The organism is Peribacillus loiseleuriae, from assembly GCF_001183985.1.
Classification (GTDB): domain Bacteria; phylum Bacillota; class Bacilli; order Bacillales; family DSM-1321; genus Peribacillus; species Peribacillus loiseleuriae.
The window spans coordinates 4,502,608-4,529,309 of record NZ_LFZW01000001.1 but is presented as its reverse complement, the minus strand read 5'-3'; the positions used below and the strand labels follow the sequence as shown (position 1 = coordinate 4,529,309).

General features: G+C 39.6%; 28 protein-coding genes and 1 pseudogene. 19 read left to right on the top strand and 10 right to left on the bottom strand.

All coding sequences use genetic code 11. From position 1 onward, the window contains the following. Positions 1–263 precede the first annotated feature (263 nt). The gene (locus AC625_RS21030) at positions 264–1,352 is read left to right on the top strand and encodes an HD-GYP domain-containing protein (protein WP_049683053.1); all 1,089 of its coding nucleotides are present in this window, start codon (positions 264–266) and stop codon (positions 1,350–1,352) included. A gap of 276 nt (positions 1,353–1,628) precedes the next feature. On the opposite strand, the gene AC625_RS21025 is transcribed toward AC625_RS21030, so the two are convergent. Then, positions 1,629–2,582: a M23 family metallopeptidase gene (locus AC625_RS21025; RefSeq protein WP_049683855.1), complete on the bottom strand. Its 954-nt coding sequence runs from the start codon at positions 2,580–2,582 to the stop codon at positions 1,629–1,631. 222 nt (positions 2,583–2,804) lie between these two features. On the opposite strand from AC625_RS21025, the gene lipA reads away from it, so the two are divergent. Beyond that, entirely contained in the window at positions 2,805–3,722 is a 918-nt protein-coding gene (lipA, locus tag AC625_RS21020) for a lipoyl synthase (RefSeq protein ID WP_049683052.1), read from the top strand. A gap of 148 nt (positions 3,723–3,870) precedes the next feature. Here the strand turns inward: lipA and AC625_RS21015 are convergent, their stop codons facing one another. Beyond that, entirely contained in the window at positions 3,871–4,518 is a 648-nt protein-coding gene (locus AC625_RS21015) for a YhcN/YlaJ family sporulation lipoprotein (RefSeq protein WP_049683051.1), read from the bottom strand. Positions 4,519–4,631: 113 nt separating this feature from the next. On the opposite strand from AC625_RS21015, the gene AC625_RS21010 reads away from it, so the two are divergent. Beyond that, positions 4,632–4,904, top strand: a complete 273-nt coding sequence (locus AC625_RS21010) for a YutD family protein (RefSeq protein WP_049683050.1) — start codon at positions 4,632–4,634, stop codon at positions 4,902–4,904. Positions 4,905–5,050: 146 nt separating this feature from the next. Here the strand turns inward: AC625_RS21010 and AC625_RS21005 are convergent, their stop codons facing one another. Then, positions 5,051–5,347, bottom strand: coding sequence for a cytosolic protein (locus AC625_RS21005; RefSeq protein WP_425415460.1), 297 nt, complete (start codon positions 5,345–5,347; stop codon positions 5,051–5,053). Positions 5,348–5,684: 337 nt separating this feature from the next. Here AC625_RS21005 and AC625_RS21000 point away from each other — a divergent pair, with 337 nt between their 5' ends. Further along, entirely contained in the window at positions 5,685–6,122 is a 438-nt protein-coding gene (locus AC625_RS21000) for a DUF86 domain-containing protein (protein ID WP_049683048.1), read from the top strand. 22 nt (positions 6,123–6,144) lie between these two features. Beyond that, positions 6,145–6,912, top strand: a complete 768-nt coding sequence (locus tag AC625_RS20995) for a TIGR01457 family HAD-type hydrolase (protein WP_049683047.1) — start codon at positions 6,145–6,147, stop codon at positions 6,910–6,912. Between the two features lie 211 nt (positions 6,913–7,123). Here the strand turns inward: AC625_RS20995 and AC625_RS20990 are convergent, their stop codons facing one another. Further along, positions 7,124–7,618 (bottom strand): phosphatidylglycerophosphatase A family protein, encoded by a 495-nt coding sequence (locus AC625_RS20990; protein WP_049683046.1) that lies wholly within the window; start codon positions 7,616–7,618, stop codon positions 7,124–7,126. Between the two features lie 202 nt (positions 7,619–7,820). On the opposite strand from AC625_RS20990, the gene yutH reads away from it, so the two are divergent. The 5 genes from yutH (at position 7,821) to thrB (ending at position 13,462) form a co-directional block, all read left to right on the top strand. Next, complete coding sequence (yutH, locus tag AC625_RS20985; RefSeq protein WP_082191190.1) at positions 7,821–8,840, top strand: spore coat putative kinase YutH; 1,020 nt, start codon at positions 7,821–7,823, stop codon at positions 8,838–8,840. An 81-nt stretch (positions 8,841–8,921) separates the two neighbouring features. Continuing rightward, positions 8,922–9,890, top strand: coding sequence for a 2-hydroxyacid dehydrogenase (locus AC625_RS20980; RefSeq protein ID WP_049683045.1), 969 nt, complete (start codon positions 8,922–8,924; stop codon positions 9,888–9,890). Positions 9,891–10,170: 280 nt separating this feature from the next. After that, positions 10,171–11,469 (top strand): homoserine dehydrogenase, encoded by a 1,299-nt coding sequence (locus AC625_RS20975; RefSeq protein WP_049683044.1) that lies wholly within the window; start codon positions 10,171–10,173, stop codon positions 11,467–11,469. Beyond that, entirely contained in the window at positions 11,466–12,530 is a 1,065-nt protein-coding gene (gene thrC, locus AC625_RS20970; RefSeq protein WP_049683043.1) for a threonine synthase, read from the top strand. Before AC625_RS20975 ends, thrC begins: the two co-directional genes overlap by 4 nt. Further along, positions 12,527–13,462, top strand: coding sequence for a homoserine kinase (thrB, locus tag AC625_RS20965; protein ID WP_049683042.1), 936 nt, complete (start codon positions 12,527–12,529; stop codon positions 13,460–13,462). Before thrC ends, thrB begins: the two co-directional genes overlap by 4 nt. A gap of 213 nt (positions 13,463–13,675) precedes the next feature. Here the strand turns inward: thrB and AC625_RS20960 are convergent, their stop codons facing one another. After that, positions 13,676–13,912 (bottom strand): NifU family protein, encoded by a 237-nt coding sequence (locus AC625_RS20960; RefSeq protein WP_049683041.1) that lies wholly within the window; start codon positions 13,910–13,912, stop codon positions 13,676–13,678. A 338-nt stretch (positions 13,913–14,250) separates the two neighbouring features. Between AC625_RS20960 and AC625_RS20955 the strand changes: the two genes are divergently transcribed. Next, on the top strand, positions 14,251–14,583 hold the full coding sequence (locus AC625_RS20955; protein ID WP_049683040.1) for a YuzD family protein: 333 nt from the start codon (positions 14,251–14,253) through the stop codon (positions 14,581–14,583). Positions 14,584–14,789: 206 nt separating this feature from the next. On the opposite strand, the gene AC625_RS20950 is transcribed toward AC625_RS20955, so the two are convergent. Further along, positions 14,790–15,857 carry an NAD(P)/FAD-dependent oxidoreductase gene (locus AC625_RS20950; RefSeq protein WP_049683853.1) on the bottom strand — a complete coding sequence of 356 codons (1,068 nt, stop codon included), beginning with the start codon at positions 15,855–15,857 and terminating at the stop codon, positions 14,790–14,792. A gap of 298 nt (positions 15,858–16,155) precedes the next feature. Between AC625_RS20950 and AC625_RS20945 the strand changes: the two genes are divergently transcribed. After that, a complete protein-coding gene (locus AC625_RS20945) occupies positions 16,156–16,392 on the top strand; it encodes a YuzB family protein (RefSeq protein ID WP_049683039.1) in 237 nt (78 codons plus the stop codon). A gap of 195 nt (positions 16,393–16,587) precedes the next feature. Here the strand turns inward: AC625_RS20945 and AC625_RS20940 are convergent, their stop codons facing one another. Further along, positions 16,588–17,301 carry a DUF2225 domain-containing protein gene (locus AC625_RS20940; protein WP_049683038.1) on the bottom strand — a complete coding sequence of 238 codons (714 nt, stop codon included), beginning with the start codon at positions 17,299–17,301 and terminating at the stop codon, positions 16,588–16,590. 188 nt (positions 17,302–17,489) lie between these two features. On the opposite strand from AC625_RS20940, the gene AC625_RS20935 reads away from it, so the two are divergent. After that, positions 17,490–17,852, top strand: coding sequence for a HesB/IscA family protein (locus AC625_RS20935; protein WP_049683037.1), 363 nt, complete (start codon positions 17,490–17,492; stop codon positions 17,850–17,852). A 100-nt stretch (positions 17,853–17,952) separates the two neighbouring features. On the opposite strand, the gene AC625_RS20930 is transcribed toward AC625_RS20935, so the two are convergent. After that, positions 17,953–18,948 (bottom strand): NAD(P)/FAD-dependent oxidoreductase, encoded by a 996-nt coding sequence (locus AC625_RS20930; protein WP_049683036.1) that lies wholly within the window; start codon positions 18,946–18,948, stop codon positions 17,953–17,955. 472 nt (positions 18,949–19,420) lie between these two features. Here AC625_RS20930 and AC625_RS20925 point away from each other — a divergent pair. The 3 genes and pseudogenes from AC625_RS20925 to AC625_RS20915 all read left to right on the top strand — a co-directional run bounded on the left by AC625_RS20925 (position 19,421) and on the right by AC625_RS20915 (position 21,245). Beyond that, positions 19,421–19,910: pseudogene (locus tag AC625_RS20925) on the top strand (NUDIX domain-containing protein). A gap of 157 nt (positions 19,911–20,067) precedes the next feature. Then, positions 20,068–20,385: a YuiB family protein gene (locus tag AC625_RS20920; RefSeq protein WP_049683035.1), complete on the top strand. Its 318-nt coding sequence runs from the start codon at positions 20,068–20,070 to the stop codon at positions 20,383–20,385. Between the two features lie 146 nt (positions 20,386–20,531). Then, positions 20,532–21,245, top strand: coding sequence for a 3D domain-containing protein (locus tag AC625_RS20915; RefSeq protein WP_049683034.1), 714 nt, complete (start codon positions 20,532–20,534; stop codon positions 21,243–21,245). A 263-nt stretch (positions 21,246–21,508) separates the two neighbouring features. On the opposite strand, the gene AC625_RS20910 is transcribed toward AC625_RS20915, so the two are convergent. Then, a complete protein-coding gene (locus AC625_RS20910; RefSeq protein ID WP_049683033.1) occupies positions 21,509–21,988 on the bottom strand; it encodes a divergent PAP2 family protein in 480 nt (159 codons plus the stop codon). Positions 21,989–22,497: 509 nt separating this feature from the next. Here AC625_RS20910 and AC625_RS20900 point away from each other — a divergent pair. After that, the gene (locus tag AC625_RS20900) at positions 22,498–24,000 is read left to right on the top strand and encodes a leucyl aminopeptidase (RefSeq protein ID WP_049683031.1); all 1,503 of its coding nucleotides are present in this window, start codon (positions 22,498–22,500) and stop codon (positions 23,998–24,000) included. A gap of 205 nt (positions 24,001–24,205) precedes the next feature. Here the strand turns inward: AC625_RS20900 and AC625_RS20895 are convergent, their stop codons facing one another. Further along, on the bottom strand, positions 24,206–24,571 hold the full coding sequence (locus AC625_RS20895; protein WP_049683030.1) for a YuzC family spore coat inner layer protein: 366 nt from the start codon (positions 24,569–24,571) through the stop codon (positions 24,206–24,208). A gap of 226 nt (positions 24,572–24,797) precedes the next feature. Between AC625_RS20895 and AC625_RS20890 the strand changes: the two genes are divergently transcribed. After that, on the top strand, positions 24,798–25,544 hold the full coding sequence (locus tag AC625_RS20890) for a GTP cyclohydrolase II (RefSeq protein WP_049683029.1): 747 nt from the start codon (positions 24,798–24,800) through the stop codon (positions 25,542–25,544). Between the two features lie 13 nt (positions 25,545–25,557). Then, positions 25,558–26,658 (top strand): bifunctional diaminohydroxyphosphoribosylaminopyrimidine deaminase/5-amino-6-(5-phosphoribosylamino)uracil reductase RibD, encoded by a 1,101-nt coding sequence (gene ribD / locus AC625_RS20885; RefSeq protein ID WP_049683852.1) that lies wholly within the window; start codon positions 25,558–25,560, stop codon positions 26,656–26,658. Positions 26,659–26,702: the final 44 nt, after the last annotated feature.

Genomic DNA, 26,702 nt, shown 5'->3' with positions numbered 1-26,702 from the left:
ATCTATAAGCCATAATTCTTTGTATGGAGGACGTGGGGACGAAGGCTTCGCGAATTACTAATAAGCCCTCTACTTAGCAGGGATACTTATTTTTGTTATAGAAAGTACCCCCAAATCCAGCTTCGTACTGCCACCATTGTGATTAGGTGAGTGTAGCGTGGTACATGATTTATCCTTCATGGTAAATGGTGGCGTTATAACGCCATACAGATTTTGTATGAAAATTCCAACTTTCCAGTTATAGAGAGGATACAGAATATGTTATGAGGTTACTGAAAACGCAAGCGTTAAAGCAAGGTATGCGGCTGGGTAAAAGTATTTTTAATGACCGGGGAACGGTTCTGCTGAGCGAAGGTTGTGAAATATCGGACAAGATTAAACAAAGATTACTCTCATTGGATGTTTCTTTCGTTTATGTTCAAGATGAACGAACCAAGGATATTAAAGCAGAATCTACCATCTCACAAGAATTGAGAAGAAGTACAGTTAAGACCATTGAGAATATTTTTCTTGATGTTAGGTTCATGAATACACATGAATGTTCGTTTGTAATTGAAGGGGCAACACAACGATTTAGTAAATTACTCGAAGACATTACTACGGAAATCAAAAGTAGTAAACGACTTTTGACATTGCTTGCTGATGTTTATATTCATGATGATTATATCTTTACCCACTCCATGAATGTGACATTGTATACTTTAGCAATTGCTAAGGAGATGAAAATGAATTCTAAGCAAATGGCAATGCTCGGTCTGGGGGCAATTCTTCATGATGTCGGAAAAATGCTGATTCCACCAGACATATTAAAAAAACCAGGTGCATTATCAAAAGAAGAATACTCCATGATCCAACAACATTCAGAATTGGGGTTTCAACTGCTTAGAAAAATTTACTCAGTCCCACTTTTAGTTGCTCATTGTGCATACCAGCATCATGAGCGGTTGGATGGTTCAGGATACCCTCGTGGATTATGTGCAGACAATATCCATTATTTTGCTAAAATTATTGCTGTTGCAGATGTATTTGATGCAATCACATCTAATCGAGTATATCGACAGGCGATGCTTCCACATGAAGCCCTAGAAATTTTGTATGCAGGCTCTGGAACTCAATTTGAAACAAAGATTGTCGAAGCATTCCGGCGTTCAGTTACGATTTATCCAGATGGCTTAACTGTACAATTAAACGATGGGCGAAAGGGAGTCGTCTCATCCCAAAATGTCGGATTAAGTGATCGACCACTTCTTCTAATCATTGAAGAAAATGGTGTAGAACTTGAACAGACATACACATGTAACCTAAAAGACCATAATCATTTGTTGATCACGAGCTGTTTAGTAGATGAATGAAGGGAAAGTGAGCCAAGTAGAAAATGGTTTTTAACAAATACTTAGTAAGAAGTTGGCTGATAGATAAGAAAAAAGCTGCCCGATAGGCATATATTTTGACAAAGACACTTGGATGGACCTCTTCATATGCAGCAAAAGTTGCTTAATTAAAGAGAAAATAGGTGGGAACATTTAATTCTGCATTGACATCCAAAAATATGCATCAAATAGAAAAAGGCAGAGACCAATATGATAGTTGGTCTCTGCTTTTTGGGATATAAATGCTCGCTTTTCTTATTACTTCGAAAGTTCTTTGCGTTCCCATGCACGTAAATGTGGTGTTGGGTCAAAGCTCCATTCGATTCTGCCGTTATCTTTGTACATCCCAAAGTGAAGGTGGGGAGGGAACTTTCCTGAAGTTCCTGGAGGGCCGTAGCCTGAGCTACCTACCCCGCCAATGACTTGCCCTGGTTCAACGATGTCTCCAACTTTGATTCCATCTTTAAAGCCATTTAAATGGGCGAAATAATGATACGTATTATTAATATCACGGATGCCAACCCGCCATCCGCCGAATTTATTCCAGCCTTTCATTTCAACAATTCCATAGCATGTAGAGCGTACCGGTAAACTATAGTGGGCAAAGATGTCTGTCCCTTCATGGGATCTCCGGCCACCCCACCCGCGCGCAACTCCCCAGGTACTGCGATAGGTGTAATCGGTCCTGATCGGAACAGGGAATGCTTTTTCTTGTAAATCAATTCGATTGAATTTCTTGAATAGTTTTGCATTTCCTATTATGATCCCAACGGCTTTATCTCTTTTATAAAAATTCCACAATCCAATTCGGATATTATCTTCATCTGTCCCATATGCCAATAGATGATTAGCAAATGTGAATAATCGGTCATCATCACTCGTAAGATCGGCAACGTTATCCCCATTTCCATCTTTTCCGATCCCATTGAATACTGAGATGGAAAATGGATTCGTGTCCGCTTGATTTGGATTTAAGGCACCACTCCATTGGGCCGGATTTATTGTAATGGAAATGTTCCCCTTTACAGATTCTACATCATTTCTTGCCTGTCGAATGCTACGTTCATATTGATCGGCCGCTGCAAGATAATACCATGGGAGTTGGACAGCAGTCTCCATATTTTTAAATAACTCTAACCGCTTTTCCAACATTTCCTTTTCTGAAGCTGCTGTCACTGAAGCAGCAGAGTGGCTTTCAGGAAAACTAAGCATGGAAAGCAGCAGAAATGATAGCAAAATTTTATGCTTCACTTTCTAATTCTCCCTTCTGATGATAATGAATATAGTTAGTTTGCTGAAATGAGAGAGATTTAATTTGATTAATTTTTCCCAATTGGGTGAATTAGTTGTATCCGTTTGCTTTATTATGATATTGTGACACATATAGGGGATGTATCCCAATTTTTCTAATAAAGAAATGGAGTGAATCTCTTCATGACCACAAAGGAAGAATATCTTCGTAAACCAGATTGGTTAAAAATTAAACTGAATACGAATGAAAATTATACTGGCTTAAAAAAAATGATGAGAGAGCAGAACTTACATACAGTTTGTGAAGAAGCAAAATGTCCCAATATCCATGAATGTTGGGCTGTTCGTCGGACTGCGACCTTCATGATTCTTGGAGCGATTTGCACAAGAGCTTGTCGCTTCTGTGCTGTTAAAACGGGTCTTCCAACTGAATTGGATTTGGCAGAGCCGGAACGTGTTGCGGATTCAGTGGTAACGATGAACCTAAAGCATGTCGTTATTACGGCTGTAGCTCGCGACGATTTGAAGGATGGAGGCTCAGCTGTATTCGCTGAAACAGTGCGCGCCATTCGTAGAAAAAATCCATTTACTACAATAGAAGTATTGCCTTCAGATATGGGGGGGGTGTTTGAGAACTTAAAAGCCCTTATGGATGCGAAGCCAGATATTCTAAATCATAATATTGAGACAGTACGTCGTTTGTCTGATCGAGTTCGTGCCCGTGCAAAATATAATCGTTCATTGGAATTATTACAGAGAGCGAAGGAAATGTACCCAGAAATTCCAACGAAGTCGAGTCTTATGATTGGTCTGGGTGAAACGAAAGAAGAAATTATTGAAACGATGGATGATTTACGTGCACATGACGTTAATATTATGACAATAGGTCAATATCTGCAGCCATCGAAAAAGCATTTAAAGGTACAAAAGTATTATAGCCCTGAAGAATTTAACGAGTTAAAACAAATTGCTCTTACAAAAGGTTTCAGTCATTGTGAAGCAGGACCATTAGTTCGTTCTTCTTATCATGCAGATGAGCAAGTGAATGCTGCGGCAAAACATATGCAAGAGCAGGGTGAGAAAATTATTGAAGCGAAATAATTCAATTACAGACGTAGTCCTATAACGAAAGGGTCAGACCCCACTCGACTATAAATCGTTTATTTGACGTGTAATAGACACAATAAACGGTGTATAGAGTGTAGTGTCAGACCCTTTTTGGATACTCTCTTGAATTGGAATGAAGGTGTTACCGATTTGTATTCATACGTTCATCTTTTTGATGGATCATTTCCCCATTTGCATTCTCTCCTTTACTATACTCTTTTCCTTGCGGTGATTTCAGCATATTTTGTATCGTTTTATCAATGGTATGGTCGATATGTTTAACGTTGGAACCTAAAGTAGCGAAGTTTTCGATATCTTGAGCAAGTTTCCAATCATCACTTACATATGCGTGATAATAGCGAGGAACAACGGACATAGCTGTTCGCTTCACTTGATCAGCGGTTTCTGATCGGTCTGATGAATGGGTTTCGTATACGACAAGAACATCCTCATCTGTAACAAGCGTAGCTGCACGTTTTACATTAGGAAGTGATGCTGCAAGCGAAGTAATCACACTAGCCAATTGTTCCCGATCAATGGCTACATTTTCATTCGCAACGTTTGCAATATTTTTTCCGTTAATCGTTGCACTGTTCATTCGAGTAAAGCCAAAATCAGACCCTTGATAGGTGCTGTTGTTATAATCTTCATCATAAAATTTAGTTGGCGAGTTGACTTTTACTGGATTTGAGATGTTATCGGTTACTTCACTCCCTTGCTGTTTGGAAGCAGAACAACCTGTAAATAACGTAACAGAACATAAGCTTAACGCTAGAACTGCTTTTTTCAATGAAAACACCCCCTATGAGATAGGATGGGCAAATTTCTCTAAATTTCGCTTAGTAATTGATGGCTAATCAGGTATAATTTAAGAAGGAATTGGACTAAAAAGAGGTGATATGGATGATAAGCATCAATAATTTAGCCTATGACATTGTAGAAGAACGAAGAGATGGCTACAATGAAGAAGCATTTAAAGCGCGTTATAGTGAGATATTGACCAAATACGATTATATTGTAGGCGATTGGGGATATGGACAATTACGTCTGCGCGGTTTCTTTGAAGACGATAATCAAAAAGCCACCTTTGATACAAAAATTAGTACATTGACTGAATACCTTTATGAGTACTGTAATTTTGGATGTCCATATTTTGTTTTGAAGAAACTAAAGTGAAACAAGAACTAGAGTAAAATGAAAATGGAAAGAGGTTGTTCAAAAAGGGTCAGACCTCACACTCTTTAAACCGTTTATTGTCATATAAACGATATATAGGAGATGTTGGGGTCTGACCCTTTCGTTACAAAGCAGCCTTTTTTCCTCTAGTCAGGGGTTGTAGAATACGGGGCTTGTTCGTGTTTGTCAGGATCGTCATGAGGTGGATGGGAGCCGTCCATTTGACGAGGCAGACCTTCATGAAGCGATTTGTATTCGTAATTGAAGGCACTCGTATAGCGCTGCCCGTCCTGCCATGGTGAGCTTTTGTTTTCAACAGGTGTCATCTCGCCACGGGGTGCACCATAAGGCCCTTCAGGCAGTTCTTCAGGAAGTAAATCATTCTTTTGTTTTTCCCCATTTGAAATCTCATGGAAACGCCTTTTATCGTTCATGTCCAACATCCTTTCTACTTTAATGTAAATCTTAGGATGTCCTTTTCTGTTGAAAAAATGACGTGCGATAACTATGTAACAGTTACTTTTTTCAAACATAGAACATCATACAATAATGGTGTGAACTATGATAAAATTATATTAGTATCATCTTGCATCATGTTGAAATCTAACAAGAATAAAGTCGTTTGGTTAAGATACTAACAGATATATTGTGGTTTTTTTCAAAGATGTTTATAATCCTGCATAAGTCGATTAAAAACACTTAATACATAGGAAATTATGTTTGCGTCAAGACTAGAGAAGAGGATATGGTATCCTTTTCAATTAGAAAGGATTGAATATCGTGTATTTTGTTGACAGACAGCAAATTGAAAAACATTTAGTATATTTGGAACAACGGCTTCGCTTTTTCGAGGAACATTCTAATTGGGATTATGAACTGGCGGGCCTTGCTCTTTGCCGAATTGTTCAGACTTCCATTGATGCTGTATTAGATACAGGGAATGCGATTATTGATGGCTTCATTATGCGAGATCCAGGAAGTTATGAAGATATCGTGGATATTTTATTGGATGAAAAAGTAATAGATGAAAAAATGGCTCATCAATTTAAACGGATTCTTCCGCTTAGAAAAATGCTAGTTCTGGATTATTTAGTAGCAGACACGAAAACGGTGGCCACTGTTTTTAGCGAAAATATTCAAGCATTTATTGAATACCCTAAAGTAGTAAGAAGCTATTTAATAAATGAATTAGGCCCAGTTTCAGCATTTAAAGATTAACAAACATAAGAAGAGGGATCATATGAAAAAAGAATATAAAGGCTATCTGATTGATTTAGATGGCACAATCTATCGAGGTACTGAAGAAATTAAAGAAGCAGCCGGTTTTATTGAAGGCTTAAGAAGCCGGAATATTCCTTATCTGTTCGTGACAAATAATTCATCTAGAACTCCAGCAAAAGTGGCTCAAGTGCTTTGTGATTTTGGGATTGAAACGGAAGCCAATCAAGTATTTACAAGTGGGATGGCGACTGCGACCTTTATTGCAGAACGTCAAACAGAGGCATCAGTCTATGTTATTGGAGAAGAAGGACTTTCGAATGCAATTCAAGAAAAGGGATTCACCCTCGCTGATGAAAACCCTGATTTTGTCGTAATGGGAATTGATCGAAACATCAATTATGAAAAGCTAGTAAAAGCTTGTCTGGCGGTACGGAATGGTGCAACCTTTATTGCAACAAATAGTGATGCAGCACTTGTAACTGAAAGAGGTCTTCTGCCGGGCAATGGCTCGTTAGTCTCAGTTATATCAGTATCAACAGGGGTACAGCCTATTTTTATTGGCAAGCCAGAATCAATTATCATTGAACAAGCACTAAAGGTTCTCGGTGTTGATAAGAAAGATACAATCATGGTCGGCGATAATTATGATACGGATATTCTTGCTGGGATTCATGCAGGGATTGATACATTGTTAGTACATTCTGGCGTTACGACGAAAGAGTTATTGAAAAATTATCAAGAACAACCGACATATGCTATTGATGCATTGGATGACTGGAAGTTCTAAAACGGAAGAAGAGGGCGTCCCAAGAGGTTCTGACCAGTACTCACTACATAGTTTATCGTGTTACTTACACTCCATTTAAACTGTATGTAGTAGTTGTAGGCTCTGACCTTTTACTTATGGGACATCCTCTTCTTTTTTTGTATTTGGATATTAAGGGAATATAAGAGATTTTAGTAGACATTCTGTGATATGCACGTCTATTTTTCTAAAACTACTTCCTACTTTTAGCTCGGTGTGCTAGCCTGCTCGACGCAGCGGCAGCGATGGCACCGACGATATCATCGAGAAACGTATGGACTTTGCCTGTACTTTTATCATTTAAAGTTTTTAGAATACCTGGTTTTTGCTTATCGATATACCCATAGTTCGTAAAGCCAATTGAACCGTATACGTTTACGATGGATAAGGCAAGGATTTCATCTACACCATACAAGCTTTCATCTATTTCCACGATTTTTTGCAACGGTTCCTCCAACAATTTTTTTTCAGCAAGGACATCAAGTTGAATGCCGGTCAGAATTGCGTTTTGAACTTCGCGTTTTGATATAACGCGTTCAACGTTCTCAATACAGTCCTTCATTTCGAGGTTTTCATGATAGCTTGCTTGTAAATACATTACAAGCTCCGCAATATCTTCAATTTTCACTCCTCTTTCTTTTAACCATCTTCTTGCTGTCTGTTCTGATACGTTAATAACTTCATCCATTACAGATCACCCATTTCGTCTGGATTTCGGTAACTATGTATAGATATGTTTATTCTGAAATTCAATAAACATTCAGAAAACTAATTGTTCTTCATATATATAAGTTAAGTGCCATATTTATTTGTTATCGCCTATTTAAATTGCCCGATTTCTCGTTTATTATCCTTTTCTTTAAAACACAGACGGAATGAGAATCACATAAATGAAAGGTGCGGATCGTATGATTGAGGAGATTATTTTTGAATCGTATGGAATTAATCCTGAACGCGAAGAGGCTGGAGGGAAATATCCTTCCTTTATATCCGGCCCAACCATTTACAGCATTATTCCACTTGGTGAGGTGAATCAAGACGAGCTGAAGGAAAGAAAAATGATGGCTGATCAATTAATCAATCAAGGAGATCGATACGTTGCTGATTTTGTGATGGCGAATCATGGGGGCTTTGTATCGGAGGCAGAAGAACAACCATTTGTGCTCGTAGCGGTCAGAACCTTACATGAACCGAGAAGTCATCAGCTTGGCAGGAAGGTAGCCAAATTCCATTATCGAGCTCGTGGTATCTCTGAGCCTATTAAAGTTTGTTCGAGAATCGGTCAGTGGAAGGAGCTATGGGAACAGCGGATTGATCAGCTAGAGCAAATTTGGAATGAGAAATTGAAGGCCCATCCGAATAACCCTTTTGAAGAGGAGTTTATTGCCACATTTCCTTATTATATGGCATTGGGTGAAACGGCGATTCAATATTTGGTTGATACCGAAATCGATGATACACCAACAGCCAGTGATAGTGGGACAGTTTGCTATGACAGATTTACATCTGAGACGTGGAACGGGAAATATTGTATAAAAAATCCGTTTGAATGGATATTTGACCATGGTAGCAGAGATATCGCGGAATGGGTTCGGCATCATTATTTGCATAATCAACATACGTATCAGCCAGGCGTTTCCACTTTTATGAGCGATTATCAAACAATTGGTCCGCTTTCAAGCTTTTCTTCACGTTTGCTTTATTCACGCTTAATGTTTCCCATTCATTATTATGAAGTGGTAGAAGAGTATTTTTCAAGTCCAACAGAGGCAAGGGCGAATGAATTGGAGGAACAGATTCAGACAATGGCTAATACGTCTACTTACTACGAAGAATTCCTTCGCAGATTTTATGAGATTGCACATATTCCATCCAAGCAACTTCGGCTTCCGGATGTAAGTTGGTTATGAATAAAGCTTACATTTTTCTCCATCCTTTACTTCTCTTATGATATGATGAAAGCGAATATAAAAGTGAAGGATTTGAATTCAATGACGAAACCTTATGTTTTTATCACAAGAAAGATTGAAACAGAAGTTCTAAAAGAATGGACCGAAACATTCGAAGTGAAAATGTGGGAATACGAGGAGCGTCCCGTCCCGCGAGCTATTTTACTGGAAGAAGCAGCGAAAGCAGATGCGTTATTAACCATGCTTTCAGATAAAATGGACCGTGAATTACTAGATGTTGCGAAAAACTTGAAAGTCATTGCGAATCTTGCTGTCGGTTATGACAATATTGATGTCCCGTCTGCAACTGAAAAAGGAATCACTGTGTGCAATACGCCTGATGTTTTAACGGACACGACTGCAGACTTGGCGTTTGCCCTATTAATGGCAACGGCAAGAAGGATTGTTGAAGCGGCTGAAATCGTGAAAGAAGGGAAATGGACCGGATGGAGTCCAATGCTACTTGCAGGACATGACATCCACCATAAAACGATTGGGGTCGTAGGAATGGGGAAAATTGGCGAGACTGTTGCAAAACGTGCTACAGGCTTTGACATGGACATTCTCTATCATAATCGTAGCAGAAATGTAGCAGCTGAGGAAAGACTAGGGGCTCGTTATACAAGCTTTGAAGAGTTAATTACAACGTCAGATTTCATTGTTTGCCTAACACCGTTAACAAATGAAACAGCTGGAATGTTTAATAAGGAAGCATTTATGAAAATGAAGCAGTCGGCAATCTTTATTAATGTAGCCAGAGGTGCGGTCGCGGATGAAGAAGCTCTTTATGAGGCGCTTGTGAAGGGGGAAATAGCAGGCGCTGGTTTAGATGTATTTAAGCAAGAACCGATTGGTCCAGACCATCCACTGCTAACTTTACCAAATGTAGTTGCATTGCCGCATATCGGCAGTGCAAGTGTTGAAACGCGTCAAGGAATGATCATGCTTTGTCTCGACAATATTACGCATGTCCTTTCGGGCAAGCAACCTAAAACGATTGTGAAACTATAAAATATTTATTCCAATCACGAGAGATGGTGTCCTTAATAGATTTGATTTCGCACTCTATATACAGTCTATAAAGCAGTATGTATGCTGTATATAGTTGTTGCGGGTCAGCCTAATTGTTACGGGATACTTTTATTTCGTGTATTTTTTTAACTTAAAAAAAGTTTGCAGAATAATAGAAAAAAGTATTATCTAACTATTGTAAATATAAAAAATAACACGTATAATGTCTACTATACAAACACAAATGTATTTTTGATAAAAACATAAGAGGTGGAGCCGTATGAAAGCAATGTCAATTGGATTATTAGGCCTCGGTACGGTCGGATCTGGGGTTGTAAAGATTATCGAACAACACCAAGATAAGCTGATGCACCAAATTGGATGCCCAGTTACGATTAAGAAGATCCTTGTGAATGATCCTGCGAAAGAACGTCAGGTTGCTATAGATAAGAGTCTACTAACATCCAATGTAGATGATATTTTAGACGATCCCGAAATCGATGTCATCATTGAGGTTATGGGAGGAATTGAAGAAACGAAAGATCATCTCCTTCATGCAATAAGAAACAAAAAACATATTATTACAGCCAATAAAGATTTAATGGCTTTATACGGTTCGCAGTTACTAAAAGAAGCAACGGCAAATGAATGTGATTTATTTTATGAAGCAAGTGTTGCCGGGGGAATTCCGATTCTTCGCGGACTTGCAGACGGACTTGCCTCTGACAGAATTACGAAAATGATGGGAATTGTGAACGGTACAACGAATTTCATCTTAACGAAAATGAGTCAAGACGGAAGCGCTTATGAAGATGTATTAAAGGAAGCTCAAAGTTTGGGGTTTGCTGAAGCGGACCCTACAGCAGATGTGAGCGGACTGGATGCTGCACGGAAAATGGCGATTCTTTCCACGCTCGGATTTTCGATGACGATTGATCTTGATGATGTAACCGTGCAAGGGATTACCGAAATTTCTGAAGAAGATTTAGCATACAGTAAGAAGCTTGGTTATACAATGAAGCTAATTGGCTTGTCTTCAAGAGATGGCGAGAAGGTTGAAGTAAGCGTACAGCCAGCACTACTGCCTGAGCATCATCCACTAGCATCTGTGCATAATGAGTATAATGCAGTTTATGTGTATGGCGAAGCTGTTGGCGAAACGATGTTCTATGGTCCAGGTGCTGGAAGCCTTCCAACGGCTACTTCCGTCGTTTCTGATTTGGTGGCTGTGTTAAAAAATATGCGACTTGGTGTGAATGGCCGAAGTGCAGTTGCACCACAATATCCGAAGACGATGAAACAGCCATCTGAAATTCATGCGAAATTCTTCATTAGATTACATGTGAAGGATGAAGTGGGCGTGCTAGCAAAGATCACGATGCTGTTTGCGGAGCACGGAGTAAGTTTTGATAAAATCCTGCAGCTTCCGTTAAATGAAAAAGGTTCATCTGAAATTGTCCTTGTTACACATCACGCAACATTAACTGAATTTGAAAAAATCCAACAAAAACTAAATGATTATGAAATGGTTAAAGAAATCAAAAGCACGTATCGTGTTGAAGGAGAGAATGGCAAATGAGCTGGAGAGGCCTATTAAGCGAATATCGAGAAATGTTACCTGTGAACGAGAAGACACCTGATTTATCCCTACATGAAGGAAATACGCCTCTCATTAAATGTGAAAACCTTTCTAAGGAGTGGGGGATTGAGCTATATGTAAAATACGAAGGCTTGAATCCAACTGGCTCATTTAAGGACCGCGGCATGGTGATGGCTGTTGCGAAAGCGGTTGAAGCAGGCAGTAACGCCATTATCTGTGCATCAACGGGAAATACTTCCGCTGCTGCTGCTGCCTATGCAGCACGTGCGAATTTGAGATGTATCGTTGTCATTCCAGAAGGAAAAATTGCGATGGGCAAACTTGCACAAGCCGTCATGTATGGTGCGGAAATCGTCTCCATTGAAGGGAACTTCGATGACGCTTTGGAGATTGTTAAAAGCATTAGTGAAAAAGCGCCGATTACACTTGTTAACTCCGTGAATCCATATAGAATTGAAGGACAAAAAACAGCAGCATTTGAAATTTGCGATGCGCTTGGTTCAGCTCCAGACATCTTAGCTCTTCCTGTTGGAAATGCTGGGAATATTACGGCTTACTGGAAAGGATTTAAAGAATATAACGAACAAAAGCAGACAGGTCTACCGGAAATGCGAGGATTTGAGGCGGAAGGATCAGCTGCTATCGTTCATGACCGTGTCTTTAAAGAGCCGGAAACGATTGCGACAGCGATTCGTATCGGCAATCCTGCAAGCTGGAAATTCGCTGTTGAGGCTGCGAATGAGTCGAATGGAAAAATTGATGAAGTGTCCGATGAAGAAATTCTTGATGCATATCGCTTACTTGCGCGTTCAGAAGGTATATTTGCTGAACCGGCATCATGTGCATCCATTGCAGGAATCATCAAACAATTACAAAGTGGTGAAATTAAAAAGGGCAGCAAAATTGTCGCCGTCTTAACTGGAAATGGATTAAAAGATCCAAATGTTGCCGTCGATTATAGTGAGATCAAACCACAATTGCTTCCAATGGATGAGAAAGTGATCTTAGAGCATTTGCAGCAAGGCTTGGTTCAATCATGAGCGTAGAAAGTGAAATGTTTTACATCCGGGTCCCAGCAAGTACAGCAAATCTGGGACCTGGATTTGATTCAATTGGGATGGCGCTCGGTTTATATTTAGATATACAAGGCCGATATTCTGATCGGTGGGAAGTTATTCCATTGTCAGAAGAACTAAGCAGTTTTCCAAGTGACGATTCGAATTATATTGTTATGGTTGCTAAAGAAGTCGCTGAATATTATGGAAAAAAACTTCGACCATGCAGATTGGAAATTTCAAGTGAAATCCCGCTTGCAAGGGGACTTGGAAGTAGCGCATCGGCTATCGTTGCTGGAATAGAACTGGCTAATATTGCAGCAGATTTGAACCTTTCAACGCAAGAAAAATCAAGACACGCTTCCATTTTCGAAGGTCATCCCGACAATGCAGCTGCTTCAGTAATGGGGGGGCTTGTTGTCGGCTGGCATTCCGCTGAAGTTACAGATGTGCTTTCGTTTCCAATTGAAGGAATCAAGGTCATCGCTGTTATTCCAGATTATGAGTTAAGGACAGAGGATTCAAGAAATGCCCTTCCTGAGAAATTGGCGTTTAAAGATGCAATCCACGGAAGTGCAGCCGCCAATGTATTTTTAGGAGCTGTATTATCTGGTAATTGGCCATTGGCTGGGGAGATGATGAAACGAGATCGTTTTCATCAAACCTATCGAGCTCATTTAGTGCCGCATTTACCGCGAGTCGAAGAGCTGGCAAAAGCAAACGGTGCTTTTGGTACGGCACTAAGCGGCGCTGGTCCGACTGTGCTATGTCTAGTTCCAGAGAGTGCAGCTTGTAGCGTGCAGGAAACGCTTCAAAATGAATTTCCTGATTTCGATGTTAAAGTTTTGGACGTTGATAACGAAGGAAGTAAACCATTGTTTTTAGAGGATGAACATACAAAATCTGAATGGTGTTAAAACACCACCAGTTATTATGAAGGATGTACCATTTATCACACTACACTCGCCTAATCATAATGGTGGCGGTGTGGAGCTGGAATTTAGGAATGCTTTCTCGACAAAATAAGTATACCTGCTAAGTGGATTGGCTGAATAGTAGCCATCCAATAAAAAAGCTGACTACCATTTATGCGCAATGCAGAGGTGTCAGCTTTTATTTTATTCCTACTATTAGAATACTTGTTCTACTTCAACTACTCCTGGAACTTCCTCAAGAAGAGCACGCTCTATACCGGCTTTAAGGGTAATTGTAGAACTCGGACAGCTTCCGCATGCACCAAGCAGACGTAATTTAACAATTCCATCCTCTATATCTACAAGTTCACAGTCACCGCCGTCACGAAGAAGAAACGGACGAAGCTTATCAAGTACTTCCTGTACTTGAACTTCCATCGTTTGTTCAGACATTACAATCGACTCCTTTCATACTACTTATTATAATAGTATGCTATGAAAAAATCCATCGGAAAGATTATAGTGGCAATTCAAAAAGTCCGGTAAAAAAGCTTGCGAATTGCATCGAAGCACATTAATGACCTTCTGTTAAACTTTGGCACGGCTTGTGGAAGCCTAATCCTCATACGTTACAGAATATGGGAATATTAGAGGCTAACCCCTAGAACTTCTCGGCTCTTTTTACCCTTCTTTTTGAACACGACTTTATAGGAATTCTATAACCTTTCCATTATACTTTTTTAAAAATTCAGGTAAAATGAAAATAAGAATACATGTGAAGGGAGATCGATATGGAAAACAAGCTGATTGAAATACAAGTGTATGGAGCTGAACGAATCTGTACAAGCTGTGTGAACCTGCCATCGTCAAAGGACACCTATGAATGGCTGGAAGCAGCGCTATCCCGGAAATTTCCAGGGCAGCCATTCTCCATTACTTACATTGACATCTACCAACAGCAAGAAAATCCTAAACGCCAGGAGATGACCGAAAGGATTATAGAAGAAGACTTATTTTATCCACTTGTACTCATTGGTGATGAAATTGTCGGTGAAGGCAATCCTCGTCTTAAGGCAATCGTGAAGGAAATGGAGAGGTATGGGTATCAAGCGCTAGAAGCATGAAAAAAATAGAGGGCGTACCAAAAGAATCTGACCACGCACTCTATACATCGTTCATAATAGCACCTACGCTTAATATGAATTGTATTTTTGGGTTGCGGGGTTTCTGATCCTGTTGTTATGGGACACCCTCTTCATCAACTGATTATAACTTTTCCAAACGAGAAAACCCACCAAGAGCGTTAACCGGTCTTGAGGCGTGGGAGAAGTCAACCATTATGATACTTATATAACCACAAAATTCCTGATTTTAATAAACGCGCCATTCTTCCCGTGATTTGGCGTTCACCAACAAGACCGAAGCCATGTTTACTACCAAGTGAGCCGAGTGTTCCTTTTAGTTTAATGACAGGAAAGCTTTCAGGTAGCGGCTCGTTTGCCCATTTTTTCACTAAAACGGTAACGATTTGTTCTGCTTGTCCTTCGGCTAATTGAGCACTTGGGGCTTGCGGTAAGCTCGCGCAGTCCCCCACTACAAAAACGCTGTCGTCATTTGGAAGGAAATGCTGTGGTGTAAGGATAACCCGTCCTTGTTTGTCCTTTTTAACATCGAGGTCTCGGACAATTTTACTCGGCTGAATACCAGCTGTCCAGACGATGACATCACTATGAACAGGCTCGTCGCCATTATAAAGAGTATTCGGTTCAACTTTTGTGATATTTGAATGATGAACGATATCGATTGTATGTTTCTTAAACCAGCTTTCAACGTACGTGCTTAATCGTTCAGGAAAGGCTGACAGAATATGCGGTCCGCGGTCGAATAACCGAATATGTAAATCAGGACGGCTTTCAATTAGCTCACTTGCCAATTCCACTCCACTAAGCCCGCCGCCAACGATGGAAACGGTCGCGCCATTCCCTAAGTTATTCAAGGCTTGATATGTTTGGCGTGTTTTATCTATCGTCTGAATGCTATGTGTATATATATCCGCACCTGGAATGTTATGAAACTTATCTTCACAACCTAGACCGATGACTAAATCATCATAAGAAACAGGTTCTTGGTCTTTAAGAATGACTTGTTTATTTTCTAAATCTACAGAAAGAATTTCTCCATAGACAGAATGAAGCTGAGGGTGTTCTGGGAAAGCTACTCGAATATGGTGATCTGGAATTGTTCCTGCAGCAAGTCCATAGTATTCAGTTTTCAAGCAATGATATGGATTACGATCAATAAGTGTAATGGACCTATCTTCTGGAAGTTGATTAGGCAGCAACCTATGTAGCATTCTAAGTCCCCCATACCCACCGCCAAGTATAACTAAATTCTTCATTGTGAATATCCCCTTTGTTTGTTTTGCATAATAATTCTGTAACTCTCGAGGATGCCCAAAAAGGGTTCGATCCTTTTCGAACATCTCCTCCTCCACTTTGCAACCGTTCCGTACATATCTCGAATTGTTTTCTGTATATATGCTGTCGCATAGTTTACATATCACTAAAAAGTATATCGAAGTTGGTGTAAAACCACAACAGCATCGTCTGAATTAAAGGAGATTTACCGTTGTATTTTATTTGACTAATTTTAAAATATGGAGTAGGATAATCTGTTAGTAACAGTGAGGTGAGGGAATGAAGCCGCTAATTGAATTTTGTGTCAGCAACTTGGCAAGCGGTTCGCAGCAAGCAATGGAGCAATTAGAGAGGGATCCGGATTTAGATGTTATTGAGTACGGTTGCCTTAATTTCTGTGGAAAATGCGCGCGTTCCATGTTTGCCCTTGTAGATGGAGAAGTTGTCACAGGAGAAACGAATGAAGAGCTTGTCAAAAGTATCTATCAACATATTGAAGAGAATCCGTTGTTTTAATATATAGGTCAATTGAGTAGGTAGAGGATGTCCCAAAGGGTCTGACCTCACACTCTATATCTCGTTCATTGTGTCATGTACATGTCATATAAACGAGATATAGGAGATGTGGGGTCTGACCCTTTTGTTATGGACACCCTCGTTTTTGTATGAAGGAAAGAAAGGGGACGGAACTTGGTAAACTTAATGATTTATTTACGAGTTAATGAGTTCATGGTCTTGATTATTATCTCGTTGTTCCCGAATTTCCTGCCAGCGTTCTCGGGCCATTTCTATAATAGTTGTTTCGACAGCCTTGCTTTGCTGCTCTATGACGATGGAAAAATATTTAACCGCTGTTTGAACATCAGATATTCGTCGGGACAGCTCCCCGATTAAATACAGAATCCGAATTTCGGAAACTTGCGTACCTTTAAAGTCATCCGTTGAATAGGATTCCATATATTTCTGTCGCGCGATTTTTAAGAATCGGATTTCTTGCTCATGATCTTCCTTGCCACGGAATAGCCATGCAAGACGCAAGAAGATTCCAGCTGTTGTGATGTGCTTTTCCTTTTTGAGAATAGCAGAATAGCCAGCTAGTTTATATGTACTGATTGCATCTTGAATCGTTCGTTTGTCTCCGAAGTGATGGGGAACCCAGTGAGCGGATATCTTTGTTTGGATTTCTTCCTTAGTAAGCGGAGGGAAATATTTTGAGAAATCATCTGAGCTGGAAAAGCCGCAACATGGACAGACGTGAATATTATAATAAAGAGCATTGCCTTCTTCATCATTGTATGTAGGGCAAAAGTCAGTATCGTATGCGATTACTTTTACGAATCGGGAGCGGACTTTCTTAGATGTAAAGGAATATTCACACACTAGGCATTTCAATTGTTTATCATATAACGGTTGTATCGTCTCCACAATGCTCACCTCTTTATCAAAAAAATAGTTATATATACGTGGTCTTATATTCCTATTATAGAGGAGAAGCAGAAAATATGCTGTACTAATTTCCTATGTCAATGTTGGAGAGTTGAGAATAAAGGTTTTGATAGTATATACTAGTTATAGAGTATTTCTCATGTGAAATGGAAAAAGGAGGGTTTAACATGAGTCAAGTTGTTATAATTACAGAAGCAGCTTCTTTTCAAATAAAGGAAATGATGAAACATAACGGTGAAGAAGGTTCGTTTTTACGAGTTGCTGTAAAAGGCGGCGGCTGTACGGGACTTTCCTATGGAATGGGTTTTGAGCCAGATGCTGGCGAAGCAGATGAAGAGCTTGAACAGTTCGGAATAAAAATCCTTGTCGACAAACAAGACAGCCCGATTCTAAACGGTACAGTCATTGATTATAAACAGTCCCTAATGGGCGGCGGCTTTACGATTGAAAATCCTAATGCAATCGCATCATGTGGCTGTGGGTCTTCATTTAAAACGGCGAAAAATGCTGGTACACCTGAAAACTGTTAACAATAATATATAGATAAGGCTTCTGACTGATTGAATGGTTAGGAGCCCTTTTTTTTATAAAAATGAGACAGGCAAGTATCCTGTCTCATTGGTGGTGGAATTATTCAAACATAGAAGTACTATGCATCGGTTGAACTTTTGCTTTAGGATCCATATATTGCTTCGCGTTGTTAACGGCAGTTGGTGCTTCGCCAAATCCGCTTGCAATTAGTTTGACTTTTCCGTCGTATGTGCAAATGTCACCTGCAGCATAAATTCCAGGAATGTTCGTTTCCATTTTGGAATTTACAACGATGTTATTTTTCTGGATGTCAAGGCCCCAGTCTTTAATAGGACCAAGGGAGGATACGAAGCCGTAATTGACTATGACTGCGTCCACATCAAGTGTTTCACGATCTTCACCCTTCGCGTCTTGTAGAACAACTTGAGTAATTTCGCTGCCGTTACCAATGAACTCAGCTGGTAAGTATGGCGTTTTGATTTCGACTTTCGAATTCCTTAAGTTTTCTACACTGTGTTCATGTGCGCGGAATTTATCGCGACGGTGAACAAGTGTTACTTTTTCAGCAATTGGTTCAAGCATGAGTGCCCAGTCAACTGCTGAATCGCCGCCACCAAAAATGACAACCTTCTTGCCTGTAAAATGGTTTAAATCATCGATATAGTAATGAAGATTGCTTTTTTCGTATTGAATGGCATCTTCGATTTCGATTCGACGCGGTTGGAACGCACCATTTCCAGCTGTAATAATAATGGATTTCGTATAGTGGACGTCATTTTCAGTTGTTAGCTTGAAGACACCATCTTCTTGCTTTTCCACCGTTTGCACAGCTTGTTCAAGCGCAATCGTTTGATTGAATCTTGCCATTTGCTCTTTTAAGTTATCAACTAACTCTTGAGCACGTACTTTTGGAAAACCGGCTATATCATAAATGTATTTCTCTGGATATAGAGCTGATAACTGTCCGCCTAGTTGTGGTAAACTTTCAATTATTTTTACAGAGGCTTGTCGCATTCCACCATAGAATGCTGTGAATAAACCGACAGGACCGCCCCCAATTATTGTAATATCATAAACCTTTTGATTTTCTTCCAAAATGAATCCCTCCGAATTAGAGTATCAATTTTATCCCGGTTTAACCGGCTGTAATACCCCACCTCAATTTTCATGCAAGAATCAAGATAAATATGGGTGGGGGGTAAACAGCCTGTAAATCCCCGATTGGTTCAACTAACCATCAGTGGTGGAATCCCCATGATGGAAGTTTCACTTTATGATAGTATTTTAACATAAAATGAGGAAAGGACAGCATGATAATTACATAATATAGATGGAATGTTCGGGAAATTATCTAGAAAAACATAAAATTGCATGAAAAGTACAAGTGAAATGTCTTTTTTAGGAATGTTTTTCCTGAAAAAGGTAGAGTGGATGTAAAACTTTACACATTTCTCTTGATTAAGAGAATCTTTCATAACTGTCTCACAATGTTTTTGTATTCCTTTTCACATTGTGTGATGAGCATTACAATAAGGATAGGATAACCTGTTCAAGGAGTGAGTGAGAGATGAAAGAACGTTGCCGTAATGTATGGCTCGCTGTATCTGGGTTTGTGATTTTGGAAGATGGAAGATGGAAGATGGTTAGTTGTGAAAAAGAAATACGGCGGTTTAAAAGGAAAGTGGTCACTTCCGGCTGGGTTTGTAAAATTTGATGAAACGGTTGATGAAGCCGTTGTTAGAGAAGTTCTTGAAGAAACAGGCATTCATACATCAGTAGATGGGTTAATGGGTGTGAGAAGTGGAGTTATTCGGAACGAGATCAGCGATAATATGTTAATCTTTCGGCTAACGCCTCTGAGCTTTGATGTTACGGCTCAAGAGGAGGAGTTATACGAGGCTAAATTTGAAGATCCGCAACGCTTAATGCAAGAAGGTAACCATTCTGTATTATTGGATCACCTTCTTTCCTATAAAAAAGATAGTATGCAGCAAATGCTTGATGGAGTGAATCCAGGCAATCAATTTGAATACACGTCATATAAGTTATTTTTATAATAATAGGTATTTGTATAGAATAGATAGGATTTTGAGTGTCTAATGAGCTAATCAGAGTGTTTGCACAATTCATGTATTTTGTAGTGTATTTCATTGACGTGTCCAGACTCATTAAGTACACTTATAGTGAGGCTTTTTGAGGAGGATATGAAAGAATATGGCACTTCCTACATTAATTATTTCTGTTGTACTTTTCTTTTTATTGTTTTTTGGAATCGGTTTTTTATTAAATATGTTATTCCGCTCTTCTTGGATAATGGTCGTAATATTTCCGATTATAGCCATTTATATTGTAAATGAATTGAAGCTGATTGAATATTTCAGACACCCAGGTGTTGCTTTCAGCGGCTTAGGCGGAAAATTGGCTGCTCTTTATGCAGCTGATATAACGATATTATTAAGTGGACTAGTAGGAGCGATCTTGGCTGGGATTATCATTAAGGTCTTGAGAAAGAAAGGCTATCAAATGTTTTAAACAAACAGGCTGTCCTTTGGGGCATCCTGTTTTTGCAATGTCTGATGCCTAGTTAAGGTGATAGCTGATCAAGCTTTTTCTTCTTACATGAATATTTCATTTCCGTTCGGGAAAGAAATATATGGTGTAGGAGGAGAGAGGATTATATGAATAGTATAAAAGGGATATTGAAAAGAGTAGTAGTTGTCTTCTTGTTTGTAGCTGCACTTCATTCTACGTTTTATCATGTTACGGGTGTAGAAGCAAAAATCTTAAATAAAGCGCTAGTTGATTATAAAGGTGGTTTGAGTGCAAAATGGGAAGATGGAAAACGGCAGCTTGCTTTCCCGTTCAAATCATTGAACGTATTCCGTAATAAGACGCTAGTTTCTTCAAGTGAAGCGATTCAAGCTACGGAGGAAACAGGAGCTCCGCAAACTTTAGATGATACAATAAACTTTAGTCAATACCCTGTCAAAACAATGATTGCTACTGGTTATACAGCGGGCTACGAATCGACAGGGAAAAAACCGGGACACCCTCTATATGGCATCACTTATTCAGGTGTTAAAGTAAAGCGTGATGTATATTCAACGATTGCTGCAGACCCGAACGTGTTCCCAATCGGAACGGTTTTATGGATCCCAGGATACGGTTATGGGGTTGTTGCAGATACGGGAAGTGCCATAAAAGGAAACAAACTAGATTTGTATTATGATACCGTTCAGGAAGTTTATGAAAATTGGGGCAAAAAGACCTTGGATGTTTACATCGTAAAAGAAGGAGGGGGCGTACTTACTGAGGATACTCTAACTTTACTTAATGAAGATAAAACAATCCAAGTGTTTCGTCAGCAATTTAAGAAAGATATATCAAATTAAATAAAACATTAAAAGTCCCAGTTCGTTAAAAATAAGCTGGGTTTTTTTGTTTTTTAAGAATGTAGTTCATTTTGTTATGCCTGTCTACATCCAGCTCAAGCAGCCAAATCCTCTAGTCATAAACCAATCAATTTGATGGGGGCCCACCTACTTTCCACCGAGATTGATTGGCTTACGCTAGTCGGACTTGCATAGGGTATATTAATTTAATTTCCCTATTTTATATAAATCTATCTTCAAAATAGATTATGTAGATGTGTTTCTTATTTAAATACGAAAAAATGTAGAAGTACGGCGATGAAGATGCCAGTCAATCCACCGAAGAAAACTTCAATGGGCTTATGTCCAAGTAGTTCCTTCAGTTTATGTTGTTTTTGCTGCTCTTCTTTCTTTTGCCAGTTTTTTGCTTCTTCTACGAAAACATTGAAATCAGCAACAAGTTTATTGAGAACAGCGGCTTGTTCACCAGCTTGTCTTCTAACGCCCGTTGCATCAAACATCGTGATGATAGCAAATACGGTTGCGACAGCAAAAATAGGAGATGCAATGCCTGACTGAATGCCAACACCTGTTGCAAGTGCTGTTACGGCAGCGGAGTGTGAACTGGGCATTCCGCCAGTTGATGTAAGCAGGGACCAGTCAAGCTTGCGCAGTGCAATATAATGAATGGGTACTTTAATAAATTGAGCAAAGAAGATCGCAATAAGAGATGCAACAAGAGGGAAATTAAAGAATAGATCCATGGATGCCGCCTACTTTCTTTTCAAAGAGTACTTTTTCATACAAAACGAATATGGCGTTAAAACGCCACCATTTACCATGAAGGCTTCATTCTATAGCACGCTACACTCACTTAATCACAATGGTGGTGGTGCAAAGCCGGATTTTGGATGCTTTCTCGATAAAATCAGTATACCTGCTGAGTAGATTGGTTATATGAGTAAGCCACGAAGCCCCGTCCCCATGTCCTTCAAACAAAATGTGTATTCAATTTTAATATGGTAGTTAAGATGTATCCTTATTTCTATATTCCCCTAAAATGGTTCTATACCTGCACTGTATTTGAGTTTCACCCGAAAAAAATAGATGATGTATCATGTGTAGTGAGATGATTCTATACTTTTCTTATCTTTATCCTTATATACTAAAAGCTAATCACATAAACTTCAAGCCTGTGCTAGGAACAGGGAGGAATTATTCGAAACAGACTGAAAAATTCGCTATAATTAAGAATACAGAAGGAGTGGTCATCATGTTTACAGTGAAAAATGAATTGAATTTCGATCAGCACGAAGAGTGTTTATTAATTGGTGTGTTTGAGAAGCCGGTTAAATTAGAAGGAATAGGACTTACAGCAGATCAACTGTTAGATGGTCAGTTAACGGAATTGGTAAAGGATGGAGAGATTTCTGCAAAGAAGAAATCTGTCTCAAGAATACATACATTAGGTAAGGTCGGTGTTAAACGCTTAATTTTCGTTGGACTAGGAAAAGAAAAGGAATTGACCTTTGAAGCATTACGCGAGGCTTTTGGAAAAGCATTTAAAACGTTGAAGGATGCAAAAATGACAACAGCAGCTGTTGCGTTAGATACGTTTGTCACAGAGAAAGTCGATATCTTAGATACAGCTCATGCATTAAGTGAGGCATTCGAGCTTGCGACTTATCAATTTGTAGGGTATAAACAAAAATCAAACGCCGTGGAAATACAAATTAAGTCCTTTACCGTTTATAGTGAAGAGGACGGGGATGAGATCCTTTCTTCATTAAAAGTTGGGAAAGTATATGGAAGTGCAACGAATTCAGCACGTACACTTGTGAATACGCCAGGAAATCTATTAACGTCGACCGATCTTGCAGATTATGCTCGTGACCTTGGGAAACAGTATGATTTTGAAGTGGAAATTCTTGAAAAAGAAGAAATGCTAAAGCTTGGAATGGGTGCTCTTCTTGCCGTGAACCAGGGATCTGTTGAACCGCCCAAAATGATTGTTCTAAAATATCAAGGCAAAGAAGAGTGGAAAGACGTAATCGGTCTAGTAGGGAAAGGAATTACCTTTGATACAGGTGGTTATTCCCTGAAAACAAAAGCCGGTATTGTCGGCATGAAAACGGATATGGGCGGTGCAGCAGCTGTTCTTGGGGCAATGGAGATCATTGGTGAATTGAAGCCGGGGCAAAATGTAGTGGCAGTCATTCCTTCCACTGATAATATGGTGAGTGGAAATGCCTTTAAACCGGATGATGTGATTACGTCCATGAGTGGAAAAACGATCGAAGTTCTGAATACAGACGCAGAAGGAAGACTTGTATTAGCAGATGCACTAACATATGCCTTGCATCAAGGCGCAGATTACCTTGTTGATATTGCTACATTAACAGGCGGTGTGATCACAGCGCTCGGAATGGATATGACTGGGGCCATGACGAATCATGAGGCATTCTTTGAGGAAGTCCTATTAGCCTCTTATGAAACGGGAGAACCGATGTGGCGCCTTCCAATTACCGAAAAAGACAAAGAGCGCGTACGAAACAGCAAGATTGCTGATCTGAACAACTCGCCAGGTGCTGCAGGACATGCGATTATGGGTGGAGCGTTCATCGGAGAGTTTACTGAAAACAAGCCTTGGGTACACCTAGATATTGCTGGAACATCTGTAACCAATTCTGCGTCGGATCTAGGCACTGCAGGGGCAACCGGTGTTATGACAAGAACATTGGCCACACTAGTAGAACGTTTTGGTGAAGAAGATTGAAGAAAACCGGAGGCCTTTGCTTCCGGTTTTTTTTATTCTATGCTAGCAACAGCATAGAAAATAGCCAAGCGGTTGATAAAACCCTGTTTTGGCTGATAGAAATGGAAAATGGCTGATATACTTACATACTCCGCATGAAAAAAGACTGATTCAATTGAACTTTGATGAATCAGTCTTTCATTTATAATGTGCTTCAACTTTTCTATTAAAAATTCAACCATTTCAAGCTAACAATAATATGACAGCAGTTTTCTTGGACTTTTGGGTGAAAATCGAAACGAATTCCATCAGGGTTAAAAGTCGTATCAGGTACTGTTTTTACGCCAGTTTTTCGAATCATATCTGTTACAATAGCCGTTTTTGATTGCTGCGCTGCCGCCATAAGTCGCTCGGAAAATGGACGAGACATGGCAAAAGTATTTACAACTTTCTGTGCATCAAGTAGTAAGGACTGTGAATTTTTTGCCGATTGAATGAGCAAGTCCGGATTAACAGAAGGAAACGGGCGGAATACATCATGATGTTGGGAATGTGGATAGGCATGGGGAAACCCATCATGATTTTCTGTCAAAAAAACCACTCCTTTCAAGGCGTTCTTTTCCCAACATATGAAGAAAATTTAAATGGTATGATGCTTCAAACAAAATTTTTTTAAAAAAATAATTTGAACAAAAAGGAAAAAATTTAAAATCAGAGCATCATTATTTGTATTTTAAATGTGATAGGTTTATGATATTATTAATACCTAGTTACAAAAAGTAAGGAATTTAAAAATCCTAATAGGTCAGGTGATCGATTTGATTATAACTCCACAAATTAAAGAATTATTAATAGATAAAATGCAAATGATCAAAAATCCAGGTAAGGGAGAAATATGTCTTGTAGGACCGATTAAACTTCCTGTTGAACAGGGTGATTTTTCAGCTATATTCCAGTGGTACACATGGCTTGAGCTTGATGATAAGATACAAACAAAAGAAGATGTACTTGAATCGTTAGCAACGGCTAATTTAGCTTTTGCTCAACAATCTTCTGTGCTTGTTTATGGTGATTTTAAGCAGTCTGAACAGGCGTTAGTTCGAATGCATAGCATCTGTCATACTGGCGATATTTTTGGAAGCCAACGATGCGATTGTGGTTATCAGCTTCATCAATCGATGAAAATGATAACAGAGCATGGAAGCGGGGCTCTCTTTTATTTAGCTGATCATGAAGGGCGAGGCATCGGTCTGTTCTCGAAATCACTTGCCTACATCTTGCAGCAAGAAGGATTAGATACAGTAGAAGCGAATCATGCGTTAGGATTTGAAGATGATACGCGTTCATACGAAGGAGCCATACGAGTACTAGAAGCACTGCGAGATAAACCAGTCGTCCTCATTACTAATAACCCGAAGAAGCTAGAAGCGTTACGAGAGCGCGGCTTGGCTGCTGATGAACATATCTCCTTATGGGGCGGGCTGACAGATACAAATAGCTTTTATTTAGATACAAAAATAAAGAAATCAGGACATATTCCACAAGAGAATACTTTTGCTATATAGGAGCGATGATAAAGTGAAAACAGATCAAGAGTATATGCAGTTGGCGCTTGATTTAGCATCCACAGCCAAAGGAAAGACGAATCCGAACCCCGTTGTCGGAGCGGTTATTGTAAAAGATGGAGTGATCGTCGGCACTGGAATTCATCGAAAAGCAGGCGAACCCCATGCTGAAGTACATGCTTTTAAAATGGCCGGAGATTATGCACGTGGAGCAACTCTTTATGTAACACTTGAGCCTTGTTCACACTTCGGAAAAACACCGCCTTGTGCCAATTTAGTGAAAGAGTCTGAAGTAAGTCGCGTGGTCGTAGCTACTCAAGATCCGAATCCATCTGTAGCAGGAAGAGGGATTGGATTACTGAGAGAAGCAGGAATAGAAGTTGAAGTAGGAGTTCTTGAGAAAGAGGCCTTGCTGCTCAATGAACGGTTTATCCACAATATGAAAACAAAACGACCTTTCGTCATCTCTAAAGTAGCTATGACGCTAGATGGTAAGCTTGCGACTCACGCTGGCCATTCGCAATGGATAACTGGAGAAGAGGCACGCTTTTCCGTCCATCAATTACGTAATGAAGTCGATTCGATTTTGGTCGGAATTGGGACCGTTATAGCAGATGATCCCTCGCTTACAACCCGCCTGCCTGAAGGAGGAAAAAGTCCAATCCGAATCATTTTGGATAGCCAATTGCGTACTCCGTTAGAAGCAAAAGTGACGGATTGCAAAGAGGCAAAGACGTGGATTGTCACTGCTGAAGGAACAGATGCCGAAAAAAGAGCGGCATTAATCGGTAAGGGAGTTGAGCTCATCGATGTCCCATTAACCGAGACGGGATTAAACCTAGAGTTCCTATTAAATGAACTTTATCGTAGAGGTGTTACCGATGTCCTAGTTGAGGGCGGCGGAGAGATCAATGCTTCTTTTTTACGAGCTGGTTTGATTGATAAATATATCGTATATGTAGCACCAAAGGTTCTAGCCGGCAAACATTCACTTACCCCTTTTTCGGGCCTAGATGCTGAAACGATGGATGAAGCGATAGACCTATCTTTCCACCAAATTGATAAAATCGGCGATGATTTATGCATCACGGCTTATCCTACATGTAAACGGTGAAAGGGAATGAGTTGGAACCAGAGGCATGATAGACCTATCGATTC

Coding starts and splice junctions, on each gene's coding strand:
- AC625_RS21030 (WP_049683053.1), top strand. CDS start 264: ATGAGGTTACTGAAAACGCAAGCGTTAAAGCAAGGTATGCGGCTGGGT.
- AC625_RS21025 (WP_049683855.1), bottom strand. CDS start 2,582: ATGCTTAGTTTTCCTGAAAGCCACTCTGCTGCTTCAGTGACAGCAGCT.
- lipA (WP_049683052.1), top strand. CDS start 2,805: ATGACCACAAAGGAAGAATATCTTCGTAAACCAGATTGGTTAAAAATT.
- AC625_RS21010 (WP_049683050.1), top strand. CDS start 4,632: ATGATAAGCATCAATAATTTAGCCTATGACATTGTAGAAGAACGAAGA.
- AC625_RS21005 (WP_425415460.1), bottom strand. CDS start 5,347: ATGTTGGACATGAACGATAAAAGGCGTTTCCATGAGATTTCAAATGGG.
- AC625_RS20995 (WP_049683047.1), top strand. CDS start 6,145: ATGAAAAAAGAATATAAAGGCTATCTGATTGATTTAGATGGCACAATC.
- AC625_RS20990 (WP_049683046.1), bottom strand. CDS start 7,618: ATGGATGAAGTTATTAACGTATCAGAACAGACAGCAAGAAGATGGTTA.
- yutH (WP_082191190.1), top strand. CDS start 7,821: ATGAAAGGTGCGGATCGTATGATTGAGGAGATTATTTTTGAATCGTAT.
- AC625_RS20980 (WP_049683045.1), top strand. CDS start 8,922: ATGACGAAACCTTATGTTTTTATCACAAGAAAGATTGAAACAGAAGTT.
- AC625_RS20975 (WP_049683044.1), top strand. CDS start 10,171: ATGAAAGCAATGTCAATTGGATTATTAGGCCTCGGTACGGTCGGATCT.
- thrC (WP_049683043.1), top strand. CDS start 11,466: ATGAGCTGGAGAGGCCTATTAAGCGAATATCGAGAAATGTTACCTGTG.
- thrB (WP_049683042.1), top strand. CDS start 12,527: ATGAGCGTAGAAAGTGAAATGTTTTACATCCGGGTCCCAGCAAGTACA.
- AC625_RS20960 (WP_049683041.1), bottom strand. CDS start 13,912: ATGTCTGAACAAACGATGGAAGTTCAAGTACAGGAAGTACTTGATAAG.
- AC625_RS20955 (WP_049683040.1), top strand. CDS start 14,251: ATGGAAAACAAGCTGATTGAAATACAAGTGTATGGAGCTGAACGAATC.
- AC625_RS20950 (WP_049683853.1), bottom strand. CDS start 15,857: ATGAAGAATTTAGTTATACTTGGCGGTGGGTATGGGGGACTTAGAATG.
- AC625_RS20945 (WP_049683039.1), top strand. CDS start 16,156: ATGAAGCCGCTAATTGAATTTTGTGTCAGCAACTTGGCAAGCGGTTCG.
- AC625_RS20935 (WP_049683037.1), top strand. CDS start 17,490: ATGAGTCAAGTTGTTATAATTACAGAAGCAGCTTCTTTTCAAATAAAG.
- AC625_RS20920 (WP_049683035.1), top strand. CDS start 20,068: ATGGCACTTCCTACATTAATTATTTCTGTTGTACTTTTCTTTTTATTG.
- AC625_RS20915 (WP_049683034.1), top strand. CDS start 20,532: ATGAATAGTATAAAAGGGATATTGAAAAGAGTAGTAGTTGTCTTCTTG.
- AC625_RS20910 (WP_049683033.1), bottom strand. CDS start 21,988: ATGGATCTATTCTTTAATTTCCCTCTTGTTGCATCTCTTATTGCGATC.
- AC625_RS20900 (WP_049683031.1), top strand. CDS start 22,498: ATGTTTACAGTGAAAAATGAATTGAATTTCGATCAGCACGAAGAGTGT.